At 46.1% G+C, this 21007-nt stretch carries 24 protein-coding genes and 1 other RNA gene; 10 read left to right on the top strand and 15 right to left on the bottom strand.

The window, feature by feature from the left end; all coding sequences use genetic code 11:
- Positions 1-78 precede the first annotated feature (78 nt).
- Positions 79-489, bottom strand: coding sequence for an MAPEG family protein (locus L5L77_RS18135; protein ID WP_113941441.1), 411 nt, complete (start codon positions 487-489; stop codon positions 79-81).
- 157 nt (positions 490-646) lie between these two features.
- Between L5L77_RS18135 and L5L77_RS18140 the strand changes: the two genes are divergently transcribed.
- Both L5L77_RS18140 and L5L77_RS18145 read left to right on the top strand, forming a co-directional pair.
- Positions 647-1867: a threonine/serine exporter ThrE family protein gene (locus L5L77_RS18140; protein WP_263186311.1), complete on the top strand. Its 1221-nt coding sequence runs from the start codon at positions 647-649 to the stop codon at positions 1865-1867.
- A gap of 191 nt (positions 1868-2058) precedes the next feature.
- On the top strand, positions 2059-3705 hold the full coding sequence (locus L5L77_RS18145) for a hypothetical protein (RefSeq protein WP_263186312.1): 1647 nt from the start codon (positions 2059-2061) through the stop codon (positions 3703-3705).
- Positions 3706-3770: 65 nt separating this feature from the next.
- Here L5L77_RS18145 and L5L77_RS18150 read toward each other — a convergent pair whose 3' ends face one another.
- The gene (locus L5L77_RS18150; RefSeq protein ID WP_263186313.1) at positions 3771-4475 is read right to left on the bottom strand and encodes a DJ-1/PfpI family protein; all 705 of its coding nucleotides are present in this window, start codon (positions 4473-4475) and stop codon (positions 3771-3773) included.
- 238 nt (positions 4476-4713) lie between these two features.
- Between L5L77_RS18150 and L5L77_RS18155 the strand changes: the two genes are divergently transcribed.
- Complete coding sequence (locus L5L77_RS18155) at positions 4714-5346, top strand: TetR/AcrR family transcriptional regulator (RefSeq protein WP_263186314.1); 633 nt, start codon at positions 4714-4716, stop codon at positions 5344-5346.
- Between the two features lie 28 nt (positions 5347-5374).
- Here the strand turns inward: L5L77_RS18155 and L5L77_RS18160 are convergent, their stop codons facing one another.
- From L5L77_RS18160 to rsmI, 5 genes are all read right to left on the bottom strand, one after another.
- Positions 5375-5629 carry a hypothetical protein gene (locus L5L77_RS18160; protein WP_173248094.1) on the bottom strand — a complete coding sequence of 85 codons (255 nt, stop codon included), beginning with the start codon at positions 5627-5629 and terminating at the stop codon, positions 5375-5377.
- Between the two features lie 11 nt (positions 5630-5640).
- Complete coding sequence (locus tag L5L77_RS18165; RefSeq protein WP_173248096.1) at positions 5641-6144, bottom strand: hypothetical protein; 504 nt, start codon at positions 6142-6144, stop codon at positions 5641-5643.
- Positions 6145-6153: 9 nt separating this feature from the next.
- Positions 6154-6477 (bottom strand): DUF883 C-terminal domain-containing protein, encoded by a 324-nt coding sequence (locus L5L77_RS18170; protein WP_113941447.1) that lies wholly within the window; start codon positions 6475-6477, stop codon positions 6154-6156.
- Between the two features lie 373 nt (positions 6478-6850).
- Positions 6851-7202: RNase P RNA component class A (gene rnpB, locus L5L77_RS18175), an RNA gene on the bottom strand.
- 65 nt (positions 7203-7267) lie between these two features.
- Positions 7268-8110, bottom strand: coding sequence for a 16S rRNA (cytidine(1402)-2'-O)-methyltransferase (rsmI, locus tag L5L77_RS18180; protein WP_105250522.1), 843 nt, complete (start codon positions 8108-8110; stop codon positions 7268-7270).
- Between the two features lie 88 nt (positions 8111-8198).
- Here rsmI and L5L77_RS18185 point away from each other — a divergent pair, with 88 nt between their 5' ends.
- The 4 genes from L5L77_RS18185 to dolP all read left to right on the top strand — a co-directional run bounded on the left by L5L77_RS18185 (position 8199) and on the right by dolP (position 11688).
- Positions 8199-10100 carry a penicillin-binding protein activator gene (locus tag L5L77_RS18185; RefSeq protein WP_263186315.1) on the top strand — a complete coding sequence of 634 codons (1902 nt, stop codon included), beginning with the start codon at positions 8199-8201 and terminating at the stop codon, positions 10098-10100.
- A complete protein-coding gene (locus L5L77_RS18190) occupies positions 10097-10423 on the top strand; it encodes a YraN family protein (RefSeq protein WP_105250524.1) in 327 nt (108 codons plus the stop codon). Before L5L77_RS18185 ends, L5L77_RS18190 begins: the two co-directional genes overlap by 4 nt.
- A gap of 108 nt (positions 10424-10531) precedes the next feature.
- Positions 10532-11125 (top strand): phosphoheptose isomerase, encoded by a 594-nt coding sequence (locus tag L5L77_RS18195; protein WP_105250525.1) that lies wholly within the window; start codon positions 10532-10534, stop codon positions 11123-11125.
- On the top strand, positions 11122-11688 hold the full coding sequence (gene dolP / locus L5L77_RS18200) for a division/outer membrane stress-associated lipid-binding lipoprotein (RefSeq protein ID WP_105250526.1): 567 nt from the start codon (positions 11122-11124) through the stop codon (positions 11686-11688). The genes L5L77_RS18195 and dolP overlap by 4 nt, the downstream gene beginning before the upstream one ends.
- Before the next feature lie 75 nt (positions 11689-11763).
- Here dolP and L5L77_RS18205 read toward each other — a convergent pair whose 3' ends face one another.
- A complete protein-coding gene (locus L5L77_RS18205; protein ID WP_131525400.1) occupies positions 11764-12648 on the bottom strand; it encodes a DMT family transporter in 885 nt (294 codons plus the stop codon).
- Positions 12649-12768: 120 nt separating this feature from the next.
- Here L5L77_RS18205 and L5L77_RS18210 point away from each other — a divergent pair, with 120 nt between their 5' ends.
- Positions 12769-13641, top strand: a complete 873-nt coding sequence (locus L5L77_RS18210; RefSeq protein WP_219234829.1) for a LysR substrate-binding domain-containing protein — start codon at positions 12769-12771, stop codon at positions 13639-13641.
- 61 nt (positions 13642-13702) lie between these two features.
- On the opposite strand, the gene trpS is transcribed toward L5L77_RS18210, so the two are convergent.
- The 3 genes from trpS to rpe all read right to left on the bottom strand — a co-directional run bounded on the left by trpS (position 13703) and on the right by rpe (position 16124).
- Positions 13703-14701, bottom strand: a complete 999-nt coding sequence (gene trpS, locus L5L77_RS18215) for a tryptophan--tRNA ligase (protein WP_113941452.1) — start codon at positions 14699-14701, stop codon at positions 13703-13705.
- Between the two features lie 68 nt (positions 14702-14769).
- Positions 14770-15447, bottom strand: coding sequence for a phosphoglycolate phosphatase (locus L5L77_RS18220; RefSeq protein WP_173248102.1), 678 nt, complete (start codon positions 15445-15447; stop codon positions 14770-14772).
- Between the two features lie 2 nt (positions 15448-15449).
- Positions 15450-16124 carry a ribulose-phosphate 3-epimerase gene (gene rpe, locus L5L77_RS18225; protein ID WP_012090481.1) on the bottom strand — a complete coding sequence of 225 codons (675 nt, stop codon included), beginning with the start codon at positions 16122-16124 and terminating at the stop codon, positions 15450-15452.
- A 276-nt stretch (positions 16125-16400) separates the two neighbouring features.
- On the opposite strand from rpe, the gene L5L77_RS18230 reads away from it, so the two are divergent.
- Together L5L77_RS18230 and L5L77_RS18235 are read left to right on the top strand one after the other, a co-directional pair.
- Positions 16401-16766 carry a hypothetical protein gene (locus L5L77_RS18230; RefSeq protein WP_173248104.1) on the top strand — a complete coding sequence of 122 codons (366 nt, stop codon included), beginning with the start codon at positions 16401-16403 and terminating at the stop codon, positions 16764-16766.
- Positions 16766-16951, top strand: coding sequence for a DUF2970 domain-containing protein (locus L5L77_RS18235; protein ID WP_131525403.1), 186 nt, complete (start codon positions 16766-16768; stop codon positions 16949-16951). Before L5L77_RS18230 ends, L5L77_RS18235 begins: the two co-directional genes overlap by 1 nt.
- Positions 16952-16969: 18 nt before the next feature.
- On the opposite strand, the gene L5L77_RS18240 is transcribed toward L5L77_RS18235, so the two are convergent.
- Genes L5L77_RS18240 through aroK form a run of 4 tightly spaced genes read right to left on the bottom strand, consistent with a single transcriptional unit; the run spans position 16970 to position 20914 of the window.
- Complete coding sequence (locus tag L5L77_RS18240) at positions 16970-17809, bottom strand: Dam family site-specific DNA-(adenine-N6)-methyltransferase (protein WP_131525404.1); 840 nt, start codon at positions 17807-17809, stop codon at positions 16970-16972.
- Positions 17810-17857: 48 nt separating this feature from the next.
- Positions 17858-19294 (bottom strand): AAA family ATPase, encoded by a 1437-nt coding sequence (locus L5L77_RS18245; RefSeq protein ID WP_173248106.1) that lies wholly within the window; start codon positions 19292-19294, stop codon positions 17858-17860.
- A gap of 18 nt (positions 19295-19312) precedes the next feature.
- Positions 19313-20389: a 3-dehydroquinate synthase gene (aroB, locus tag L5L77_RS18250; protein WP_113941457.1), complete on the bottom strand. Its 1077-nt coding sequence runs from the start codon at positions 20387-20389 to the stop codon at positions 19313-19315.
- A gap of 9 nt (positions 20390-20398) precedes the next feature.
- A complete protein-coding gene (gene aroK, locus L5L77_RS18255; RefSeq protein WP_006083542.1) occupies positions 20399-20914 on the bottom strand; it encodes a shikimate kinase AroK in 516 nt (171 codons plus the stop codon).
- Positions 20915-21007: the final 93 nt, after the last annotated feature.

Below are 21007 nucleotides of genomic sequence, written 5' to 3' on the forward strand. Positions count from 1 at the left end.
TTTGAGCCAGAAGCGTAATACCCCTAAATCCGCTATGGATATGGCTTAGGGCGGAATTGACCGCCCAAACCTGCGAGCCTAGAGACCCTTTCCTAAACCTTGAGCAAAATGCAACAAATTCACCAACGCCAAACTGATAATCACTAGCCAAGTGAGCAATACGCCCCAAAAACGACCAAAATGGTAACCACCTTGGCCTTGAGTTAAGCCAATAGCATGAAGTAAGCGCGCCACTATCCACACAGTCCCAAAACAGTGTAAATAAAATGCAGGCAAGCCACCCGCTTCGGCCACCAGCATTAAAATCAATACGATAGGCGCATTTTCGATCAGGTTAACATGTACTCGATTAGCCAAAGCTAAGGTGCTGTTACCACCATCGCCTAGGCCGATTTTCTGACCTCGCCTTAATTTCACTACTCGATAAGCTAAAGCGACAATTAATAGCCCTGTGAGGCTAGCGTAAAGACCCGTTACCATCAAAGACATGCATATTTCCCCTTATCAAAAAGCTGACTATAGCCCGAGCTGCAAAAAATCAGCAATTTATTTGTATTAAGGTTAAAAGCCGTTAACCTTTTATAGACAATATAGGTTAATATGCGCGCGTTAATCCCTACAACTTTTTATACAGTGAATACCCCGATTGGATAACGACGAGTTTATCGAAAAACGCAGATTTATCATAAAGCTAGGCAAAGCCTTGCATAAGTTTGGCACACCCGCTTATCGTCTAGAAACCCACTTACAAACCGTTGCTCGCACCTTAGGTATCGAAGGCTATTTCCTTATTTCTCCGACGTCGATGACCTTCGTTTTGCAACATGATACCGATCAAGAATATAACCATGTCGCTCGAGTTAAGCCTGGTGAACTCGATTTAGGCTCACTCGCCCGCACCGATGAATTGGTCGATGAGTTAACCTCAGGTAAACGCACTTTGGCCGAGGCCTTAGATCGCTTAGAAGAAATCGCCAATAAACCCAACCCCTATGGCCCTGTATTAACTTGCTTTTCTTTTGGAACTTCTGCCGCCGCTTTCGCTATGCTGATGGGCACGGGTTGGAACGATGTATTTTGGTCAGGATTATTAGGCTTATTCGTCTATGGCTTGGTATACCGTGCCGAACGCTCGGCCCGCATGGCCGAAGTGCTCGAACCCTTCGCCACTATCCTTTGCGCCATCGCAGCCTGTGGCATAGCGCGTATCGATCCAAATATTAATATCCCAGTAGTGATCCTCTCCTCCATTATTATTTTTATTCCCGGCTTAGCCTTAACCTTAGGTTTAGCCGAACTCGCCGCACGGGATTTGATTTCTGGCACGGCGCGCATCATGGATGCGAGCATGCAATTATTTAAGCTGTACTTTGGCGCAGTGCTCGGCATGGCAATCGGTAAAGCTATGTTCGGCGAAGCGATTCATATTGAACCAGAGGGTTTACCTCGCTGGGCGATATGGTCGGCGGTTCCGATTCTATCTATGGCGCTGGTTTTTATCTTCAAAGCACGGATGCAAGATTCGCCTTGGGGCGTATTGGCTGGGATAGTGGCGTTTTTCTCAGCCATGCTCGGCGGACATTATTTTGGTGATTCGGTGGGGATCTTCTTTGGTGCCTTGGCAGTAGGAATTTATTCTAACCTCTTTGCCCGCTGGATGAAGGCGCCAGCCTCCATCGCCCTGTTGCAGGGAATAGTGATCTTAGTCCCCGGCAGTAAAACCTATATCGGACTCAATGCACTGATCTCAGGTGAGACCATGCTCAATCAGTCGCACATAGGCTCGCAAATCTTTTTGATTTTTATGTCGCTGATTGCGGGGCTCATCTTTGCTAACGTCGCTGTCCCACCTAGGCGTACACTGTAACAATCGCTAATCCGGCTGGAGCCCACGCCCAGCCGCTACCTCAAGATAATCTTAAGCTAACCTTAAGTAAAATAAGAAACTTATTAAAATGTTTCCTTGACTAACACTCGTTTTCCATGTGTTATTAAATTGTGAATTGCAACGTGAAATTGTTTTCGCTGCAGTCGTCGATTTCATGGGAGTGGCCTTTTATGCAGAAATTTTTTCAGTATGCATGCATCCTATCTTGTTGTGTTGGCAACCTAATCAGAGTTGCCCAAGCAGAAGAGGCTAAGCTCGCCGATCCCGCAAACCAAGATCAAACAAAACAAAAAGTCAGCAAGATTGTGGTGGTCAACAACCCCATTTTTGATGAGTCAGATCCCGATGCTTTTTTCATTCACCGCTGGGCTAACGCCCTGCATATCAATACCAAAGAATATGTGGTTCTCGATAATCTAACCTTCAGCGAAAATGATACTGTCACACAAAAAGATCTCGACGAATCCCAACGACTTTTGCGGGCAATGCCTTACATTCGCGATGCGAAAATTTATATCGCAGAAAAAGATCCCCAAGCCGATGTCGATCCATCCGTTGAGTCCGTGGTGGTGGAGACCTGGGATAATTGGTCATTATTACCGACAGCGAGTTTGAGTAGTTCAGGTGGCGACACCCGTTACTCCTTCGGGCTCAAAGAAGACAACTTGCTTGGAACGGGGATCCGCACTCGACTTAAATATCAATCCAATGAATCCCGGAATGGCTATAAATTTGCTTTCGAAGCTCCGCTCAGCATTATTGAACACGGCACAGTTGCCGCTGAGTTCTACAACAATAGCGACGGCCAAGCTAAACACGTTTATGTGAGTAAGCCCTTCTATTCCCTCAATACGAGTACCATGTATTCGGCGGAGTTTTTAGACGATAACCGTACAGATACCCTCAGACAAAATGGGCAAGAGGTGAATGAGTTCACACACACAGTCGACTATCTCAATCTGCAATATGGCTGGTTAATTAATAAAAACAGTCAGCACCTTTCTCGCTTTATTACTGGTGTCACCCAAGACAAGCACGAGTTTGCCCATTCTGAGCGCTATCCTACGTCCATGCTCCCTCAAGACAGGGACTTTATGTACCCTTGGGTCGCGTACGAGTTTATCGAAGATGATTTCCACGTACTGAATAATGTTCACCTGATCACCAACAATGAAGACTTTAACTTAGGTTGGCATCACTATGTACAATTCGGCATAGAAACCAATGATATAGGTGATAACAATCCCTTAGGCTACCACGTTAACTGGCAAAGTACTGGCGGGTATAAGTTTGACGATCAACTGTGGCTGTTAGAAATGGGGGGAACAAGCACTATCGGCACCACTCAAAAAGATACTTATAAGGTCGATGTTCAAGCCGAATACTTCTATCAAATTCATCCTAAGTGGACGGCTTATGGCAAAGCTTGGGCTAGCCTTTCACAGAACACTTATCTGGATCTAACAAAAGGATTAGGGGATGAAACTGGCGTGCGCGGTTATCCAAACGAATACCAACAAGGGGATAATCAGTGGTTACTGACCGCCGAGATTCGCAATTACCCCAATATCAACTTATACCAACTGGCTGAATTAGGCTGGGCAGTCTTTGCCGATCTGGGTCAAGCTTCCGGCGGTCAACTCGCCGAGAATAACGAAGTCAGCGGTCCACTGGGTAGCATAGGCATAGGCGCGCGGATTTATTCCTCTCGATCCAGCTATGGCAACGTAGCCCATATTGATTTTTCACTCCCTTATACGGGCGGCGAGTCAGTAAACAGCTGGGAATGGCGATTCCTAGTGAAAAGCAGTTTTTAAACCTAAGGTACATAATAATCGTATGAACTATGTACTTTTTAAGACAATCCTTGACGCCTTGTGGCCTAAAATAATCCTGACGCTATCTGCCTAACCTCCTGCTCAACCCTCTGTACCAAAGAAGCGTCTGCCAATAAGGGAGAACCACAATTAAAGGGAGGTTTAGGATCATATTCAAACAATAACTGCAGTGTTTTAGCCTGTTGTTCACCCTCTATATTGGCAATGAGTGCCAAAGCAAAATCGAGCCCTGCAGTAATACCGCCGCCACTGATCCTATTACGGTCAATCACAATACGTTTATTTTCAAAGGTAATTTGAGGATATTGTGCCAACACTGAAGCATAAGCCCAGTGAGTGGTCGTGCGATAACCATTAAGTAAACCTGTTGCCGCAAGAATCAAGGCACCAGTGCATACAGATGTAATGTATTGCGCTTGCTCCCCCTTGCGTTTTAAGAAAGAAATGACTTTCTCATCCTGTATTTGCGTCAAAGGATTTGCGCTCCCAGGCACTAAAAGGATATCTATCGGCGGACAATTATCGAAATCGTAATTAGGCTGTAAGTTAACGCCCGCATCACAGGGTAATAGCGTGCTGGTTTTCGCAAAAGTGAAGGTTTCAAATGATGGCACAAAGGCTAAAAACTGTAGTGGCCCATAGGCATCGAGCATCGTCATGCCGGGATAAAGGAAAATACCTACTCTTAATTTGTGCTTGATTGGATTATTTGTTTGATCACTTTGAGCCGCTTCAATATTTTCACTCATCATAGATTCTCCATCGGTAGTGACAATTTCATATTTTAGGAAACACTGTCGTTGCAGTTAACCCTATGACCGTCACTATAAAGCCCATTATTCCTAACCATCAGGCACAAACTCGCCCGAATGTTTCAAATGGCACACCTGAGCCTATCTGTTCCACTTAAGCAAAAATCACAACACAAGAGCCATTGAGGCTAATGTATAATCAAACGCCTGAATTGAATTTGGAGCAAAATCCAGTATGCACACCAAGCCCCACATGCGCATAAAACAAAGCCCGCGAGCGATGCTCAAGGTTCTCCACGTTTTCAAGGAAATGCTTAAACAACAAGATTATCGTGATATTGCAGTGGCAGATATTGCGCACAAAGCCGATGTCGGGCGCACGACGTTTTATCGCTACTTCAAACGCAAGTTGGATATTCTTATTGCACTACATCAAAATATTTTTGAAGATATATTCGCAGATCTTCAGTCAACCGAAGACTGGCTTTCAACCAACACACCACCCTCATTGGAAAAACTGCTTATTACTTTTAGCCGAAACAGCATGTTTCGCCGTTCCATGTCATTTAGACTAGGTAGCGACCTCGATGCAGCAACTAAACAATTACAAACTAAACTTGTGCAACATATCGAAAATAAATTGATCAACACCTTCAACACTGACGAATTTATTATTCCAAGCTACACATTAGCCCATAGCATAGCAGCTCTTTATTTAAGCCAAATTCAACAACTTATCGCCAGTCCCACACCTTGCCCTATACAACAAGCAAAATACTTACACTTACTGACTCGAGGCATGATTGTAGCGGCATTGACGACAACTAATAGCAGTGAACCCCATACCCGCACCAATGGAAATCATTAAGGTAAAAACCACAGCATTTACATCATTCTCAAGCGATGAGTTTGGTAATCCAACGCAAACCAAAGGTGCTACGCAGTAGTTTTACAGTGCTGTTGTGGCGCATTTGAAACAGGCAGCCAAGGCTAAAACTGACGATTAAACCTGGCGTCGATCCTATAAAATCACGACCGCTTTGCGCTAATTGTCGTTTCCTCATCAGTAATAAATCATGCTGCAACTGGCCTTGTTCCGTCAGTACAGTCAGCTTCAACTGCTGTTTTTTAAGTAACTGTTGAATTAGCATACTCGCACCTCCTATTTTTGATATTCCGACTCTCGAGTCGAGAGCAAAAGCTGTAATTGCTGCCAAGTCTTCGAAAAGCCAGTTTGTGACAGCACATAGCCAAGACTACGCCAACACCAAAGCAATAAAACAAACTGTAGCACCACCAAAGCGATCACAGTGGCCAATAACGAACCGCTCAATTGAAACAGCATATAGCCCAACAGCAATAAAATACTGCCCCAGAATAACGTAATGCCAGTACCAAAACAGACGACTAAAGCCGCAGCAATAATCAGGCTACGCCCTGTTAACCGCCATTCTGCCGTTGCTATTTCCCCAGCCAACTTCAACTGCTCGAGATAGGCTTGCTTCACTGAACTGCTAAGAACAGCTATTTCAGCCAGTTGCTCCATTGCCTGGTCAATAACTTTATGCTGGGCAGCAGCTGATGCTGTCTGCCCAGTTTTGGCGGTTTGCGCACTATGCTGGACGGGCCTTTGTTCTGGCGCCTCTGACCTTGCACGGTTTTGCATAAATCCACCTTAGCGACGGCGCAATAAAGCCGTTAATACCACACCAGCGGCAAAGGCAATCCCAGCTGTGGCCAATGGATTTTGCGCTGCCAACTCACGGGTTTTGCTATAAGAACTTTGCAGTTGTAATTTGATTTCCTCCTGCTTGAGCGCCAGAGTTTCCTGTGAGCTAGCTGCCGTTTTACGCAAAGTGTCTTCTGCAACTGCGGCTTTCTCTGCCACTGCATCAACGGCATGGTGCGTCACTTCAGTTGCTTTCGCTGTTGTGGGTGAATTTAAAGCACCGCTATCTTTACTGTTAGTTTGTTCTGCTACGCTTTTTGAACTGGCCATAGAAAGCCTCCTTGGTGAACACTGTGCAATGCAACAAGATGCTGCACTTTGCGTACAAACCAATGCAATGGCTATACCAAACAATATAAACGCATAAAAACAATAAGTTATAACTACTTTATTTCTATTAACCCTCCCAGTTAACGGTAGATGTTACCTGCATTGAGTAATTTTTACCTGCGACGAAGAAAGGCGAGAAATGGCTGTAATGGCGGCTAAACTGAAAGCTAAATAAGCGATAGACTGAAGGGCCGGGAGAACGAGATAACTCTTATTTTTTTAATGAGTTAATCAAATAAAATTTATCATTACCGTATAAATTAAAAAACAAAAAGCCCGTTTGTCATTACGACAAACGGGCTTTTTGTTGAATGAGGTGAGTTGGCCGATAAGCCGGGTCCTGTCTTGGACAGTCATTCATCTAGGCCTGCAATCGCTCACAGGCTCAAGCGACCTACCCGGTTCCAACGCGAGCCACGCCATACGGAACCCTATTTGGTCTTGCTCCGGGTGGAGTTTACCTTGCTACGAACTATTGCTAGCCGCACGGTGCGCTCTTACCGCACCCTTTCACCCTTACCGACCTGATAAATCAGGCAGGCGGTCTACTCTCTGTTGCACTTGTCGTCGGTTCGCACCGCCCAGGCGTTACCTGGCACCCCGCTCTTTGGAGCCCGGACTTTCCTCCCCGTTCTTGCGAACGCGGCGACTGTCTGGCCAACTCGGCGCGGATTATAGCCTAAGCCACCCTGATGCACCACAGATAATCCGCTCGTAACCGTTTTAGCGCTTATAAATCAGACTCTAGGCCGTATTTGTACAGAGCGTTCTTTTTAAGTCCATGAATTTGCGCGGCAATTGCTGCGGCTTTCTTCAATGGTAATTCTTCACATAAGAGTTTGAGCGTATTAATAGCGACGGTGGGAATCGCTTCGTCATCACTCAAATGGTAGCCATGCACCATAAGCACGATTTCACCCTTCTGCTGATTCGGGTCAGTACTTACGGTGGCAAGCACCTCTGAGACAGGGCCAGATAAAAAAGTTTCGAAGGTTTTGGTCACTTCACGCGCCATGACGACGTGGCGTTCGCCACCAAGCACTTCAACCATAGTCGTTAGACTGTGCTCAATGCGGTGGGGTGATTCATAAAATATCAGCGTGCGCGGATCTTCTTTCAATGCTAATAACTTATCAGCGCGGGCTTTTTCTTTAGAGGGCAGAAAACCTTCGAAAGAAAAACGGTCCGATGGCAAACCCGAGGCGCTCAGGGCGGTAATTGCCGCGCAAGGGCCGGGCAAAGGGATCACATTAAACCCAGATTGGCGCACATGGGAGACCAAGTGATAACCCGGATCGGAAATCAACGGGGTACCCGCATCTGAAATTAATGCAATCGACAGCCCAGCTGCAAGCTGATCGACAATCCACTGGGCACGAGCACGCTCGTTATGATCATGCAGCGCCGTAGTTTTTGTAGTAATACCAAAGTGGCTCAATAACTTACCGCTGTGGCGAGTATCTTCACAGGCGATCAATGAAACCTGATTCAGCACCTCTATTGCCCGTGAGCTCATATCGCCCAAATTACCTATGGGAGTAGGAACTATGTAGAGTGCGACGCTTTGGTCCATATATACCTCTGTAATGACAGTGCCAAGACTTTCGTCAAGCGCGAGAGAAGGTTAAACTAGAGGCTGCATCTTACCAGAGTGAAGCCCAGTGTTAAAAAGCCTGAATACAACTAAGTTCGTTTCCGTGGCCATTTTATCGGTAATCTTGGCGGGTTGTGGCACTTCAACGCCCACCTCGACCGGAACTGCACCCACAGTGGCCACCTCTTTAGCATCTGCACCTTTGTCGGCCAATGTGTATTTGGCACAAGCCGCCAATAGCAAAGATCCGCAGCAGCGCGATACTAATCTGCTGCTCGCAGCCCATGCCTATATCAATGCCAACGACTACGCAGCGGCGCAGAAGCTACTAAAATCGATACAGCCAAGCTTGAATCAGAGCCCAACATTTCTGGCCGAACATAAATACTTGACCGCGCGCGTGCTTGAACACACGTCCACCTATAGTGATGCACTTAAAGTTCTCAATTATCCAAGCAATTGGAGTTTGCCAAGCTGGCAGATGACGGCCTATCACCAATTCAAGGCACATTTATATCAATTGAATAAACAACCTATTGAGCAAGTGCGTGAACTGAGTTTACTGACGACTTACTTGCCCCCCGCCCAAGCCAACGAGGTGAATAACGCGATTTGGCAAGTTCTGCAGCCAATGCACGAACAAACCTTAAAAGCCTTTACCAAAGATGCTAAGACTCCTGTGTTTACGGGTTGGTTGCAATTGGCTTATATCGCGAAGCATTATGCTGTCGATCCGACACAGTTAGTTCGCTACTTAGGCGAATGGCAAAAACAAAATCCTTATCATCCTGCAGCGGCTAAGCTGCCCGCCGATCTTGACAGAGCCTTAAACGCTAAGCCATTTACGCCAAAAAACATTGCTGTGCTGTTGCCGCTGACAGGCTCAAGAGCTAACGCTGCCAATGCAATTCGCCAAGGCATATTAGCCAGTTACATGGCCAAGCAAAATGACCAAGTCGCAGTCAACTTTTATGACACGGCAAACGATGCTGCCAGCGCTTACCAACAGGCGCTAACTGCGGGAGCCGAATTTATTATTGGCCCATTATTGCCTACTGAAATTGAACAACTGCAAGTGATCAATGCGGCAAACACAGCCGTCACTAATACGGTGACTAATACTGCTAACCCAGACAAAACGGCCAATACAGCAACAGCACCTGCTGCGCCTGTACCACAACTATTCTTAAATCAAGTTGATAAGTTCACCCCCGATCCGAATAGGTTCTACTTTGCATTATCTCCCGCACAAGAGGCGGCCGATGCGGCGGAGCATTTATATCAAGATGGCGTAACTATGCCGTTACTGCTCGCCAGTAACGATGCCCTTGGCAAACGCATGGCCGAAAGCTTTATTCAAGCATGGAAAAAAAAGAGCGATAACCCTGTCGAAGTTCACTACTTCGATGGCGGTGATAAAATGCGCACCACAGTACAAGATGCCCTTGGCGTGCGCGATAGCCAAGAGCGGATCGCCCGTATTAAAGAGCTGTTAGGCAATTCAGTACAAGCCGACTTCCGTTCACGCCAAGATATTGATGCCATTTATATGATTTCAACGCCACAGGATCTAACCCTGCTCAAGGCCTTTATCGACGTCAACTTTAGCGTTTTCACACAACCTGTGCCTTTATATACCTCAAGCCGCAGCCGAGTTGAAAATGAAAGCACACAAACGGCGCAGGATTTAAATAACCTGACCCTAAGCGACGCACCTTGGCTAATGCAAAACGGCGAAGAAAATCTGATGGTCAACACACTATTTTCGGGCTGGAATAACAGTCAGAAACGTTTGTTTGTTATGGGTTATGATGCAATGGATTTGATCGGCCGTTTGGCGCAAATGCGCTCATTCACGGGTTATCAATTCAATGGTCGCAGTGGTGCTTTATCTGTCAGTCCAGATGGCATAGTCAACCGCCAATTAAGCTGGGGACGTTATGAAAGAGGTAGCTTCCGCCAGTTATGACACTCGGACAGCAGGCAGAATCGCACGCCCAACGTTACCTTGAACAACAAGGCTTAACTTTTGTCGAACGTAATGTCCGCTATCCGTTTGGGGAAATTGATTTAATCATGCGCCATAAAAACCATTGGGTATTTGTCGAAGTGAAGTATCGTTCGGCAAATCAATATGGCGGCGCATTACAGGCCTTAAGCAGCGCGCAGATTTCGCGAATTCGCAAAGCGGCTAGCCACTATTTACAACTCAATAGACTCGATGTGCCCTGTCGTTTCGATGTCATCGCCATGGAAGCCGATCAAATTCATTGGCTGGTCGATGCCTTTTAAGCGCCAATAGTGAAAGAGTGACTACACAAATTATTTTAACGTCTGTGCCTCAACACGCTTGTGGAAATATGGCATGATAGCAACACTTTATCCTGAAAGGATTTATCCATGTTAGAACGCATTAAAGACAGCTTTACTGAATCTATCCAGACAAAAATCGATGCAGCCGAAGCACTGCCAGAATCCATCGCCAAAGCGGCCGAGATGATGGTGCACTGTCTTTTGGGTGGCAATAAAATCCTTGCTTGCGGTAACGGCGGCAGTGCTGGTGATGCGCAACATTTCTCAGCAGAACTGCTAAACCGCTACGAGATTGAGCGTCCACCCTTACCAGCCATCGCTCTGTCTACCGATACTTCAACCATCACAGCTATCGCCAACGACTATAGCTATGATGAGATTTTCTCAAAACAGATTTTTGCCTTAGGTCAACCGGGCGACATTCTGCTAGCAATCTCGACCAGTGGTAACTCAGGTAACGTGATTAAAGCCATTGAAGCCGCATTAAGCCGCGACATGACTATCGTAGCGCTAACAGGTAAAGATGGCGGCGCTATGGCTGGCCTACTGAGCGTGAACGATGTGGAAATCCGCGTACCTTCAAATGTCACTGCACGTATCCAAGAAGTGCACCTACTGGTGATCCATTGCCTGTGTGACAATATTGACCGCACCCTCTTCCCACAGGACGAGCAGCAATGAGACACGCTGCCCCGCTGTTAATGGTTTGCTTGCTGCTTCAAGGCTGCGCCGGTGCCGTTATGGTGGGCGCAGTCAGTGGCGCTATGATGGCCAACGACGAACGTACTGTTAAGACTCAGCTTGATGATACCAATACCGATTTTAAGATCACCAGCGCACTGCTAGAGCAAGAAGATCTTAAAAAACAAACGAATATCACAGGTGTATCCGTCAATGGCAATGTACTTATGATAGGCCAAGCCCCTAACTCTACGTTAAGGGATAAAGCCATCAAGGTCGTACAAGATCTTAAGCTCGGCGGCAAAATACATAATCAAATCCGCATTGGCAATCCAACCTCTTTCACCACCCGCAGCAATGACACTTGGGTTACAACCAAAGTGAAGGGCCGCATGCTGAACGAAAAAGATTTGGATGTGACTCGCATTAAAGTCATCACTGAAAATGGTGAAGTCTTCCTGCTGGGGGTTATTCATCGCTCACAAGCAGACTTAGCTGTTGATATCGCCCGTAATACTGCTGGCGTGCGTAAAGTGGTGAAAGTATTTGAGTATGCTAAGTAATTTTGCAGTTTACCTATTTAAAACTTGAGCCTAAGTGGTGAGCTAACTCGCCCACTTAGGCTTTAACCCTCGCGGTTATTTTCCCGTGAGTGTATCTGCTATCTTAGGTGCCGATTTTGATAGGAGCGATCCTAGCCAAGGTAAAAACAACGAAGGCAATACGATTAAGGCGGCACCGAGCCAACTTAAGTTATCCAACCATTCATCGAACAACAACCAGCCTAAAAAGACAATAAACAACAAGCCTGTGTATTCCGCAATCGCGATATCACTCGCCTGGGCCTTGCGGTAAGCCAACACACAAAACCAGTGATAAACCAATAAAAATGCGTTGCTCAGCAAGGCCACGCCCACAAGCTCCCAACTCAAACCCTCAATCCCCTGAAACGCTGCAATCACTAACGTTGCCGGAATACCCAGCAAGTTATATAGCATTAGCGTTAGCACGGGATGCTCAGCATGGGGTACTTTTTTAAGTGCTAACTGATTCACTGCAAAGGTAAAAGCAGAAAACAGCACAGCAATGCCGTACCAGTTCATCTCACTCGGTCGCAGGATAATCAAGATGCCGACAAAACCTAAGCCAGTACAGATTGTCTGAGCAGCGGTGATCCTCTCGCTCAGGAAGAAATACCCCATCAAAATAATCATTAGCGGTGCGGAGTAAAACAATGAGCTAACTGTCGCGAGCGGTAATGCCATTAAGCCAATAATTAAAAAAAGCGCGCCAACTGAGCCAATGTTGGCACGCCAAAGGTGAACTGAGATATGTGTCGTCATCGGACGCTGCGAATACAGCCACACTGGCAACAACATAAATACTGAAGAGATTTGCCTGACAAGGAGGAAAGTCGAGGCACTCGCATCGTCCGGTAACCACTTGATCGATACATCATAGAAGGCACTGAATAGGTTACCTACTATCAATAAAATCAAACCAATAACTACTGGGCGTTGCATTTTTTAACATCCATAAATCTCAATGGCGGCATGATAATCCTCGCAAAACTTAAGCTGAAATGATGCTTTCTCATGCTAGATGAATTAAATTCATACTAAAGCCTTTAGATATTGAAAATCATGAGAAAGCTCCCGCCATTACGCGCTCTACAAGTGTTTGAAGCTGCCGCCAGACAGCAGCATTTTTCTAAGGCCGCCGATGAACTGTGCATCACCCAAAGTGCAGTGTCGCACCAAGTGCGAGTATTAGAAGAGTATTTTGGCGAGCAACTGTTCGACCGTCAGGGGCGTAAACTGCAGTTAACGCCTAAGGGGCACGGACTATTTCTAGAGTTAGAGCGGATATTCAACGAGTTAAGCGACCTCAACTTAAAAGTACGCGATACGCCAAATCAACAACTCTGCCTGGCCGTTTACAGCTCATTTTCAGTAAAATGGTTGATCCCAAGACTCGCCGATTTTCGCCGCCAATATCCGAGCGTGAAAATCCGCCTCGAGATGATCACCCAAGATCCTGATCTAAGCACCAGCACCGCGGATATCTTCATCGCCGGTAAGCTAAATCAACGTGGTTATTGGCAACAGTTACTGCACAAAGAGCGTTTAATTCCTGTATGCAGCCCCAGTTTTTACCTTAAATGGCGCGATATAAGCCTGAGTAATTTCCAGCAACAAGCTCTGCTGGTGGTTGATGAAGGACCATTAGGGCTCGACTGGCACAAGTGGTCATCGGCGCACCAAATACCACTCGATAACGAACAACAGCATGTGTTTAGTCATATTGTGATGGCGATTGAAGCGGCGATTGCTGGCCAAGGCTTAGCCCTAGCGCCGGACTTTATGGTGGCTGGCGATATCACAACGGGGCGTTTAGTCACCTTGAATCTGCCCGATGTACATACCGGATTTGAATTTACCTTCTTTTGTAAGCAACGCCGTTTATCAGAACCTGCGATTGCCGCTTTCTCATCTTGGCTAAAATCACAGGCTTAGGATGAATTTACAGGCACAAAAAAGCCGACGCGAACGTCGGCTTAATTTATCGATCGATTGATTACACTAACAAACCAATCTTCTCATACACTTTCTTCAGGGTCACTTCGGCGCGCGCCTGCGCACTCTGTGCACCAGCTTTCATCACTTGGTCTAAGTAAGCGCGATCGCTACGAATCGCGCGGTAACGCTCTTGCAGTGGCTCTAACATGCTCACAACCGCTTCACCTGCTGCACCTTTCAAATGACCATACATCTTGCCTTCAAACTCGGCTTCTAGGCTCGCAATGCTTTGCCCTGTCACACCCGACATGAGACTCAGCAGGTTAGAAACACCCGGTTTATTATCCACATCAAAACGCACGACTGGCGGCTCATCACTGTCTGTCATGGCTTTTTTCAGCTTCTTCAGCACTGATTTCGGATCTTCTAGCAGGCCGATAACGTTATTACGGTTATCGTCTGACTTAGACATCTTCTTTAGCGGCTCCTGCAGCGACATGACTTTAGCGCCAAGTTCAGGAATAAAAGGCTCAGGAATGGTGAAAGTATCACCATAGGCATTGTTAAAGCGAGTAGCGATATCACGCGTTAACTCAAGGTGTTGCTTCTGATCTTGGCCAACGGGGATTTCGTTCGCTTGATAAATCAGAATATCCGCCGCCATCAACACTGGGTAGCCAAATAAACCCACGTTGATGTTGTTGGCGTGCTTTTGTGATTTATCTTTAAACTGAGTCATGCGGCTCAACTCACCCATTTGGGTATAGCAGTTTAATGCCCAACCCAATTGCGTATGTTGTGGCACCTGTGACTGGATAAACACTGTACTCTTTTTAGGATCGACGCCACAGGCCAAATACAGGGCTAAGGTATCTAAACACGCTTCGCGCAACGCTTTAGGATCTTGGCGCACAGTAATGGCATGCAAATCAACTACACAATACAGGCAGTCGTGGCTATCTTGCATCGCAACCCATTGACGCAATGCACCCATGTAGTTACCTATGGTTAATTCGCCGGACGGCTGTGCACCGCTGAGTACTATGGGTTTGGTCATTACGTCATTGCTCCACTATCTATATATAAAAAGACTAAAAAAATCGACTAAAAAACAGGTAACCCCCATTACTTGGTAGGTTTTACCCAGTTCAGAATCTCACTAAATTGCTCACATACGGCATCTGGGCCACTGAGCCCAATATCTTCACCGTAGTTGTAGCCGTAGGTCAAGCCGATTGACGCTATCCCAGCCGCTTTCGCCGCTAAAATGTCGTTTTTAGAATCGCCGACCATCAATAACTCAGTTTTCTCCAATTGCCACTCATGCAATAAATGCTGCAGCGGCAAAGGGTCGGGCTTCATCTTAGCTAAGGTATCGCCACCTAACACTAAGCTGAAAAAGTCGTTAATCCCAAAAGCATTGAGTAATGGCATGGTAAAACGATAGGGTTTATTGGTGACAACCGCTAACTTAAAGCCTGCATCAAACAAAGTTTGCAGCACTTGATGCACGTCGCTATACAGCGCACTGTGCTTTTCAAGATTTTCTTGATAATGATGCATAAAAATCGGCATAGCCGCATCAAGGGTTGTTTGCTCAACATCCGTACCCAAAGTATGACTCATAGCACGGCGCATCAACATCTCTGCACCGTTACCGACCCAAGTACGAACTTGCGCCTCAGAGCAGCTCTTCAAACCTAACTCGGCTAAGGCTTCCTGCGTGGCAACGGTTAGGTCAGGCACACTGTCAATCAGCGTGCCATCTAGATCAAACGCAATCGCTTTAATCTTATCCCACATGGCTATGCCCCAACTTTAGCAAGCTCGGCACGCATCTCATCAACAACGGCCTTATAATCGGGCTTGCCGAAAATAGCCGAGCCCGCAACAAACATGTCCGCACCGGCGGCCGCGATTTCGGCGATATTGTCGACCTTAACGCCGCCATCGACTTCTAAGCGAATATCAAAACCACTGGCATCAATACGCGCACGCACTTGGCGCAGCTTATCTAAGGTTGATGGAATAAAGGATTGACCACCAAAACCAGGATTCACTGACATCAATAGGATCACGTCGAGCTTATCCATCACATGGTCAAGATAATGCAGTGGTGTCGCAGGATTAAACACGAGACCTGCCTTACAACCGCACTCTTTGATGAGCTGAAGTGTGCGATCGACGTGCTCAGAAGCTTCTGGGTGGAAAGTAATAATAGACGCGCCCGCTTTAGCAAAATCAGGCACGATACGATCAACTGGCTTAACCATCAAATGCACATCAATATCAGCGGTAATCCCATAGTTACGCAGTGCTTGGCACACCATAGGGCCAATCGTTAAGTTAGGAACATAGTGATTATCCATCACATCAAAATGTACTACGTCGGTTCCCGCATCTAACACAGCTTTTACATCGTCACCCAAACGGGCAAAATCGGCAGATAAAATTGATGGAGCAATCAAGAATGGACGCATAAAACACTCGCTGCTATTTGGATAAAAAGTGCCTTATTTTACCCTGAGCCAAGCTAAGCCTCTATAGCTAAAGCCACATTTCTGGCAATTGATCCGCTGTGCCTATGTCAGCAAAGCAGCACACTCTGCAGCTATCGCAGTAAATTGGGGCTTAGATTCGGTAAAATAAGCTAATATTTCCGAGCATTTTGGCTGGAATTGATAATTTTTTGTTCATAAACTAAGCGAGTTTGTTATACTCGAGGCGCAGTGCTGGTTCATTCCAAAGGAAGCGTTATGATGGAGCGGTTTAGTCAGTTTTCACACTATGTTAGGTCGGTGACATTTAAGTCATCTATGATGTTGGCATTTACTGCAGTTGTAGTGGCCACGCTAGCTTTGGGCGTTGAAAAACTTACGGAAAATACCGAAACTGCATCTTGCGCTTGTAGCAATGACACTCGTTACAACAATGCACTGCCCAGTAGCCACCCTAATAATCGCTGCGCCGATCAAGCACAAACCTTAAGCTGGAAAACGTGGCTTACAGGTAAAAACCGTTCGAGTCAGTTCCACTTTGTCGATCTACTTGAGCTATTACATGGTCATCAAGATAAACCTATGGATGATCTCAAGCCCACTACGTCGCATCTCGCCTATTAATGCTTAGCCGCATTTGGCAAGTATTTCACAGTACCATTGCCGCCTTTTTCGGGGTACAAACTAGCGAAAATCGTAAAAAAGACTTTCAAACCAGTTCCCCATTGCCCTACATAGTGATGGGCATAGTATTAGCTGTCATCTTAGTGGCAAGTCTGATGTTTCTCGTAGGACAAGTGCTTAGCTAAACGTTATTTATGTTGAAACTAGTCGTCTTTTGGATCGTAGTTTTCATCATATAGCGCCATCAACTCATCCACTTTGTTACGACCACTGCCGTTTTGGCTAATGTTGCGTTGCACTTGAATTTTCGCTAAATGCGCGCCGCGATATAACTCGCGAGTTAATGGAATATCGTGATTACTAATCAATACCGGAATACCACGCTCTAACGCGGTATGGCGCGAATGACGAGCCAGTAGTGCTTGATCGTCTAAACTAAAACCGGCACCAACATATGTCGTGAAACTGGATGTAGTAGATAACGGTGCGTAAGGTGGATCGCAATAGATAACATCGCCACTGCGTGTCTGCTCAAAGGCTTTTTCGTAACCAATGCATTTAAACTCAGCACGTTGCGCTTTTTCAGAAAAGGCCCAGATTTCCTTTTCGGGGAAATAAGGTTTTTTATAGGAGCCAAAGGGCACATTGAAGCCACCCTTACGGTTATAACGGCATAAGCCATTAAAACCATGGCGATTTAAATAAAGAAAATACACAGAACGCTGGAAAGGGTCGCGACATTTATTAAAGTCGGTACGCACCTGATAGTAAGCTTCCTTTTGATTCATCTCATCGACAAACAATGCTTTAGCTGCGGCAATGTATGCTTCCGGTTGATGCTTCACTATCTGATATAACTCGATCAAGTCCTGATTAATGTCACAGAGCAGGTAGCTAGGATAATCCGTATTCAAGAAAACGGATCCTGCACCCACAAACGGCTCGACCAAACGGTCTCCTGCGGGTAAATAACTGGCTAAATCATCCACCAATTTAAATTTACCGCCAGCCCACTTAAGGAAGGCTCTGTGTTTTTTTATCATTTAACTTGATGAATGCCGACAAAAATAAAGGCCATGATTGTACTCTGTTTATTCTGAAATTTCACGATTTGAGAGACTTTCTTCTACTTGATAATCTTTCAAATCGGCCCATTTTCTGACCCAAGGTTGCTCAAAACGATACTCCTTAACCAATTGCGCCGCCGCATTCGAAGCCAATTTGCTACTGCTATAGTGACCAACGAGGACAACCCATCGCTGTTTATACTTTGCGACTCGAACGCCCTCGACATTCTCAAGACTCTTTAATGTCGAACGCAGGGTATCTAGCTGAGCAACACTCGCTATTTGTACGGTATAACCTTTGAGTGGCTTTTGCGGTTCCAAAACTGTTTTATCAACCTTTGCCACCTCTGGCGCTGGGGACTGAACACCTACCGTTTTAGCTTGAGGCTCTGCATCCACAGTTGGCTCATCACCACCAAAAGACTTGCTACTCACTTCACCAACACTCACTAAGGCTGCATCATCAGGCTCAGGATGTGGTGCCTCACCATGGAATTCACTTAATGGATCGACAGCCGGTTCTGTTTTGGCTTTGGATGTTTCTATTTCGTTAACTGTCACGGGTACGGCGGCAAACTTTAATTGATCAGCGCGCAGAGCAAAATAGGGGGCTAAGATTTTTTGCCCATAGGACAAGAAAACGGGGGAATCTATCGCAGGAAAAGTCGCAGTCTCTAGGGCTTGCTCTTCAGAAAATGGTTGAGTAACACCAAGCCAAATACCTAGCGCTAACAACATGCTCACAGCTGTCACCATCACAGCTTTATATTTCATCCAAGAAGATGTTTTCTCTTGCGGGCTATGCAAGGCTTTATCTAACAGATTGACCACTTCTTGCGGCGTACCCGTTTGCTTCTCAAGCTGACTGCGTACGATTTCCCTTGGCGTAAAAGGGTTTTGATCGCTGTATCTCAGCAATGTTTGATACAAAGCTTCACGCTCTGGCATGGTTAACGGCTCAATACTGATAGGCAATATTTGCCGCCGCAATGGCTCGGGTAATTGTGGCAATAGGTCCGCTAAGAATGCCGGTGGAACCGTGAGCGTGACGGCAATATTCTTACCCGCACACTGGATCTGATTGAGAATAATACACTCAGCCCAGAGCGCCTTAGGTAATAAATGCGCATCATCGATAATAATATGTAAAGGTTTAGTTTGCGTACTCGCAAGCCGCAACAGCGTATCGGCGAGGGGAATGTCGTCGTCAAAAATAGGGGATGAAATTAGCTGGACTAGAATTTTGCGGCGTATCTCAGCGTTATCGGCATGCATAGGACAAATCACAAATGCCGCATTTGACTCGTCAAAATCGGTCGCTAATCCGGTAACTAAGGTCGTTTTTCCTGAACCGCTGACACCAGAAAGCACCAGCAGCTGATCGCTATAACTGGCAACATGATGCATTCTTTGTATGAGGGCTTCCTGAGAAGGAAGCAAGACAGAACCCTGAAACGTCACTCGCCCACCACACAGTTTTTATGCGCAGCGAATAACCTGTTCAAGGGTAGATTCTGTGACTTGACTAAACACATCCGCGCGGCCTATTGCCGTTGGGAGCACCAGTCGAATCTGACCGCCTAAAACTTTTTTATCGCGTCGCATATGTTGAATGAAACTGTCGAAATCCATAGATTCCGGCGCACTCACTGGAAGATCAAAAGCTTGTAGTAACTGTATGATACGACAAACTATTGACTCATCGATAAGCCCCAGTGCCTTAGCTGTTTTAGCAGCAAGGACTGTGCCAGCTGACACGGCTTCACCATGCAGCCAATTACCGTAGCCCATTTCGGCTTCAATCGCGTGACCAAAGGTATGACCCAGATTCAACAAAGCACGCACGCCCTGCTCAGTTTCATCTTGGCTAACCACATCGGCTTTAATCTCACAGCAACGAGAGATAGCATAAACTAATGCTTCGGCATCTAAGGTTTTTAGCGCCGTTACATTATCTTCAAGCCATTGAAAAAAATCAGCATCCCACATGATGCCATACTTGATGACTTCCGCCATTCCCGCCGCAAACTCGCGCGCTGGAAGCGTATGTAAACATAAAGTATCGATAAGCACGATTTGTGGCTGATAAAAGGCCCCAATCATGTTTTTACCAAGAGGATGGTTAACAGCCGTTTTACCGCCGACGGAAGAATCCACCTGCGACAATAAAGTTGTCGGAATTTGAATAAAATCGATCCCACGTTGATAACATGCCGCGGCAAAGCCCGTCATATCACCAATCACGCCGCCACCCAAAGCCACCAGCACAGAATCTCGACCATAGTTTTGCTGCAGCAATGCAGTAAAAATAGTATCTAGATGTGCTAAGTCTTTGAATTGTTCACCATCGGGAAGGATAACACTCTCTACCTCACCAAACGAAGCCATCGTCTCTTGTATCTGTTTAAGATACAAAGGCGCGACAGTTTCATTGGTGACGATAAGAATACGTTTTTTAAGCAGGTAGCGAGACAAGGTCTCGCCATCACTCATCAAATTCTGGCCAATGTAAATGGGATAACTACGTACACCTAAATCAACCTGAATTTGCTTCATAAATTCTGCCTAAAAACCTAATTGCTCAATGATCTGATTTGCGACGATCTTTGCGCTTTGATCATCGGTTTTGACAATCACATCGGCAATTTCTTCGTACAATGGATTACGGATCTCTGCAAGATTCTCCAACACTTCTCGAGGATCATCCACTTGCAATAATGGGCGTCGCTTGTCTCTTTGAGTACGAGCAACCTGTTTGTCGATAGTGGTTTCCAGGTAAACCACAATGCCACGAGCAGACAGATGATTACGGATATCTTTGCTTTGTACTGAACCACCACCGGTGGCAAGGACGATACCTTGTTTCTCAGACAAATCAGCAATAACCTGAGCTTCACGACGACGGAAGCCTTCTTCACCTTCGACGTCAAACACCCAAGCAATATCAGCGCCTGTGCGTTGTTCAATCTCTTGATCCGAATCGTGGAATTCTAAATGCAGCATTTGCGCCAGATGGCGACCAATTGTGCTTTTACCTGCGCCCATAGGGCCTACCAGAAAAATATTACGTTTTTCAGCCATTTCTTGTACGTCTGAATCTTATTGAAAAGTATGCCTATATCGACTCAACATCAAGCCGACCTATATGTTACCTTGCTCTTATGAGACTTGACC

Source organism: Shewanella sp. SM29, from assembly GCF_025654245.1.
Classification (GTDB): domain Bacteria; phylum Pseudomonadota; class Gammaproteobacteria; order Enterobacterales; family Shewanellaceae; genus Shewanella; species Shewanella oncorhynchi.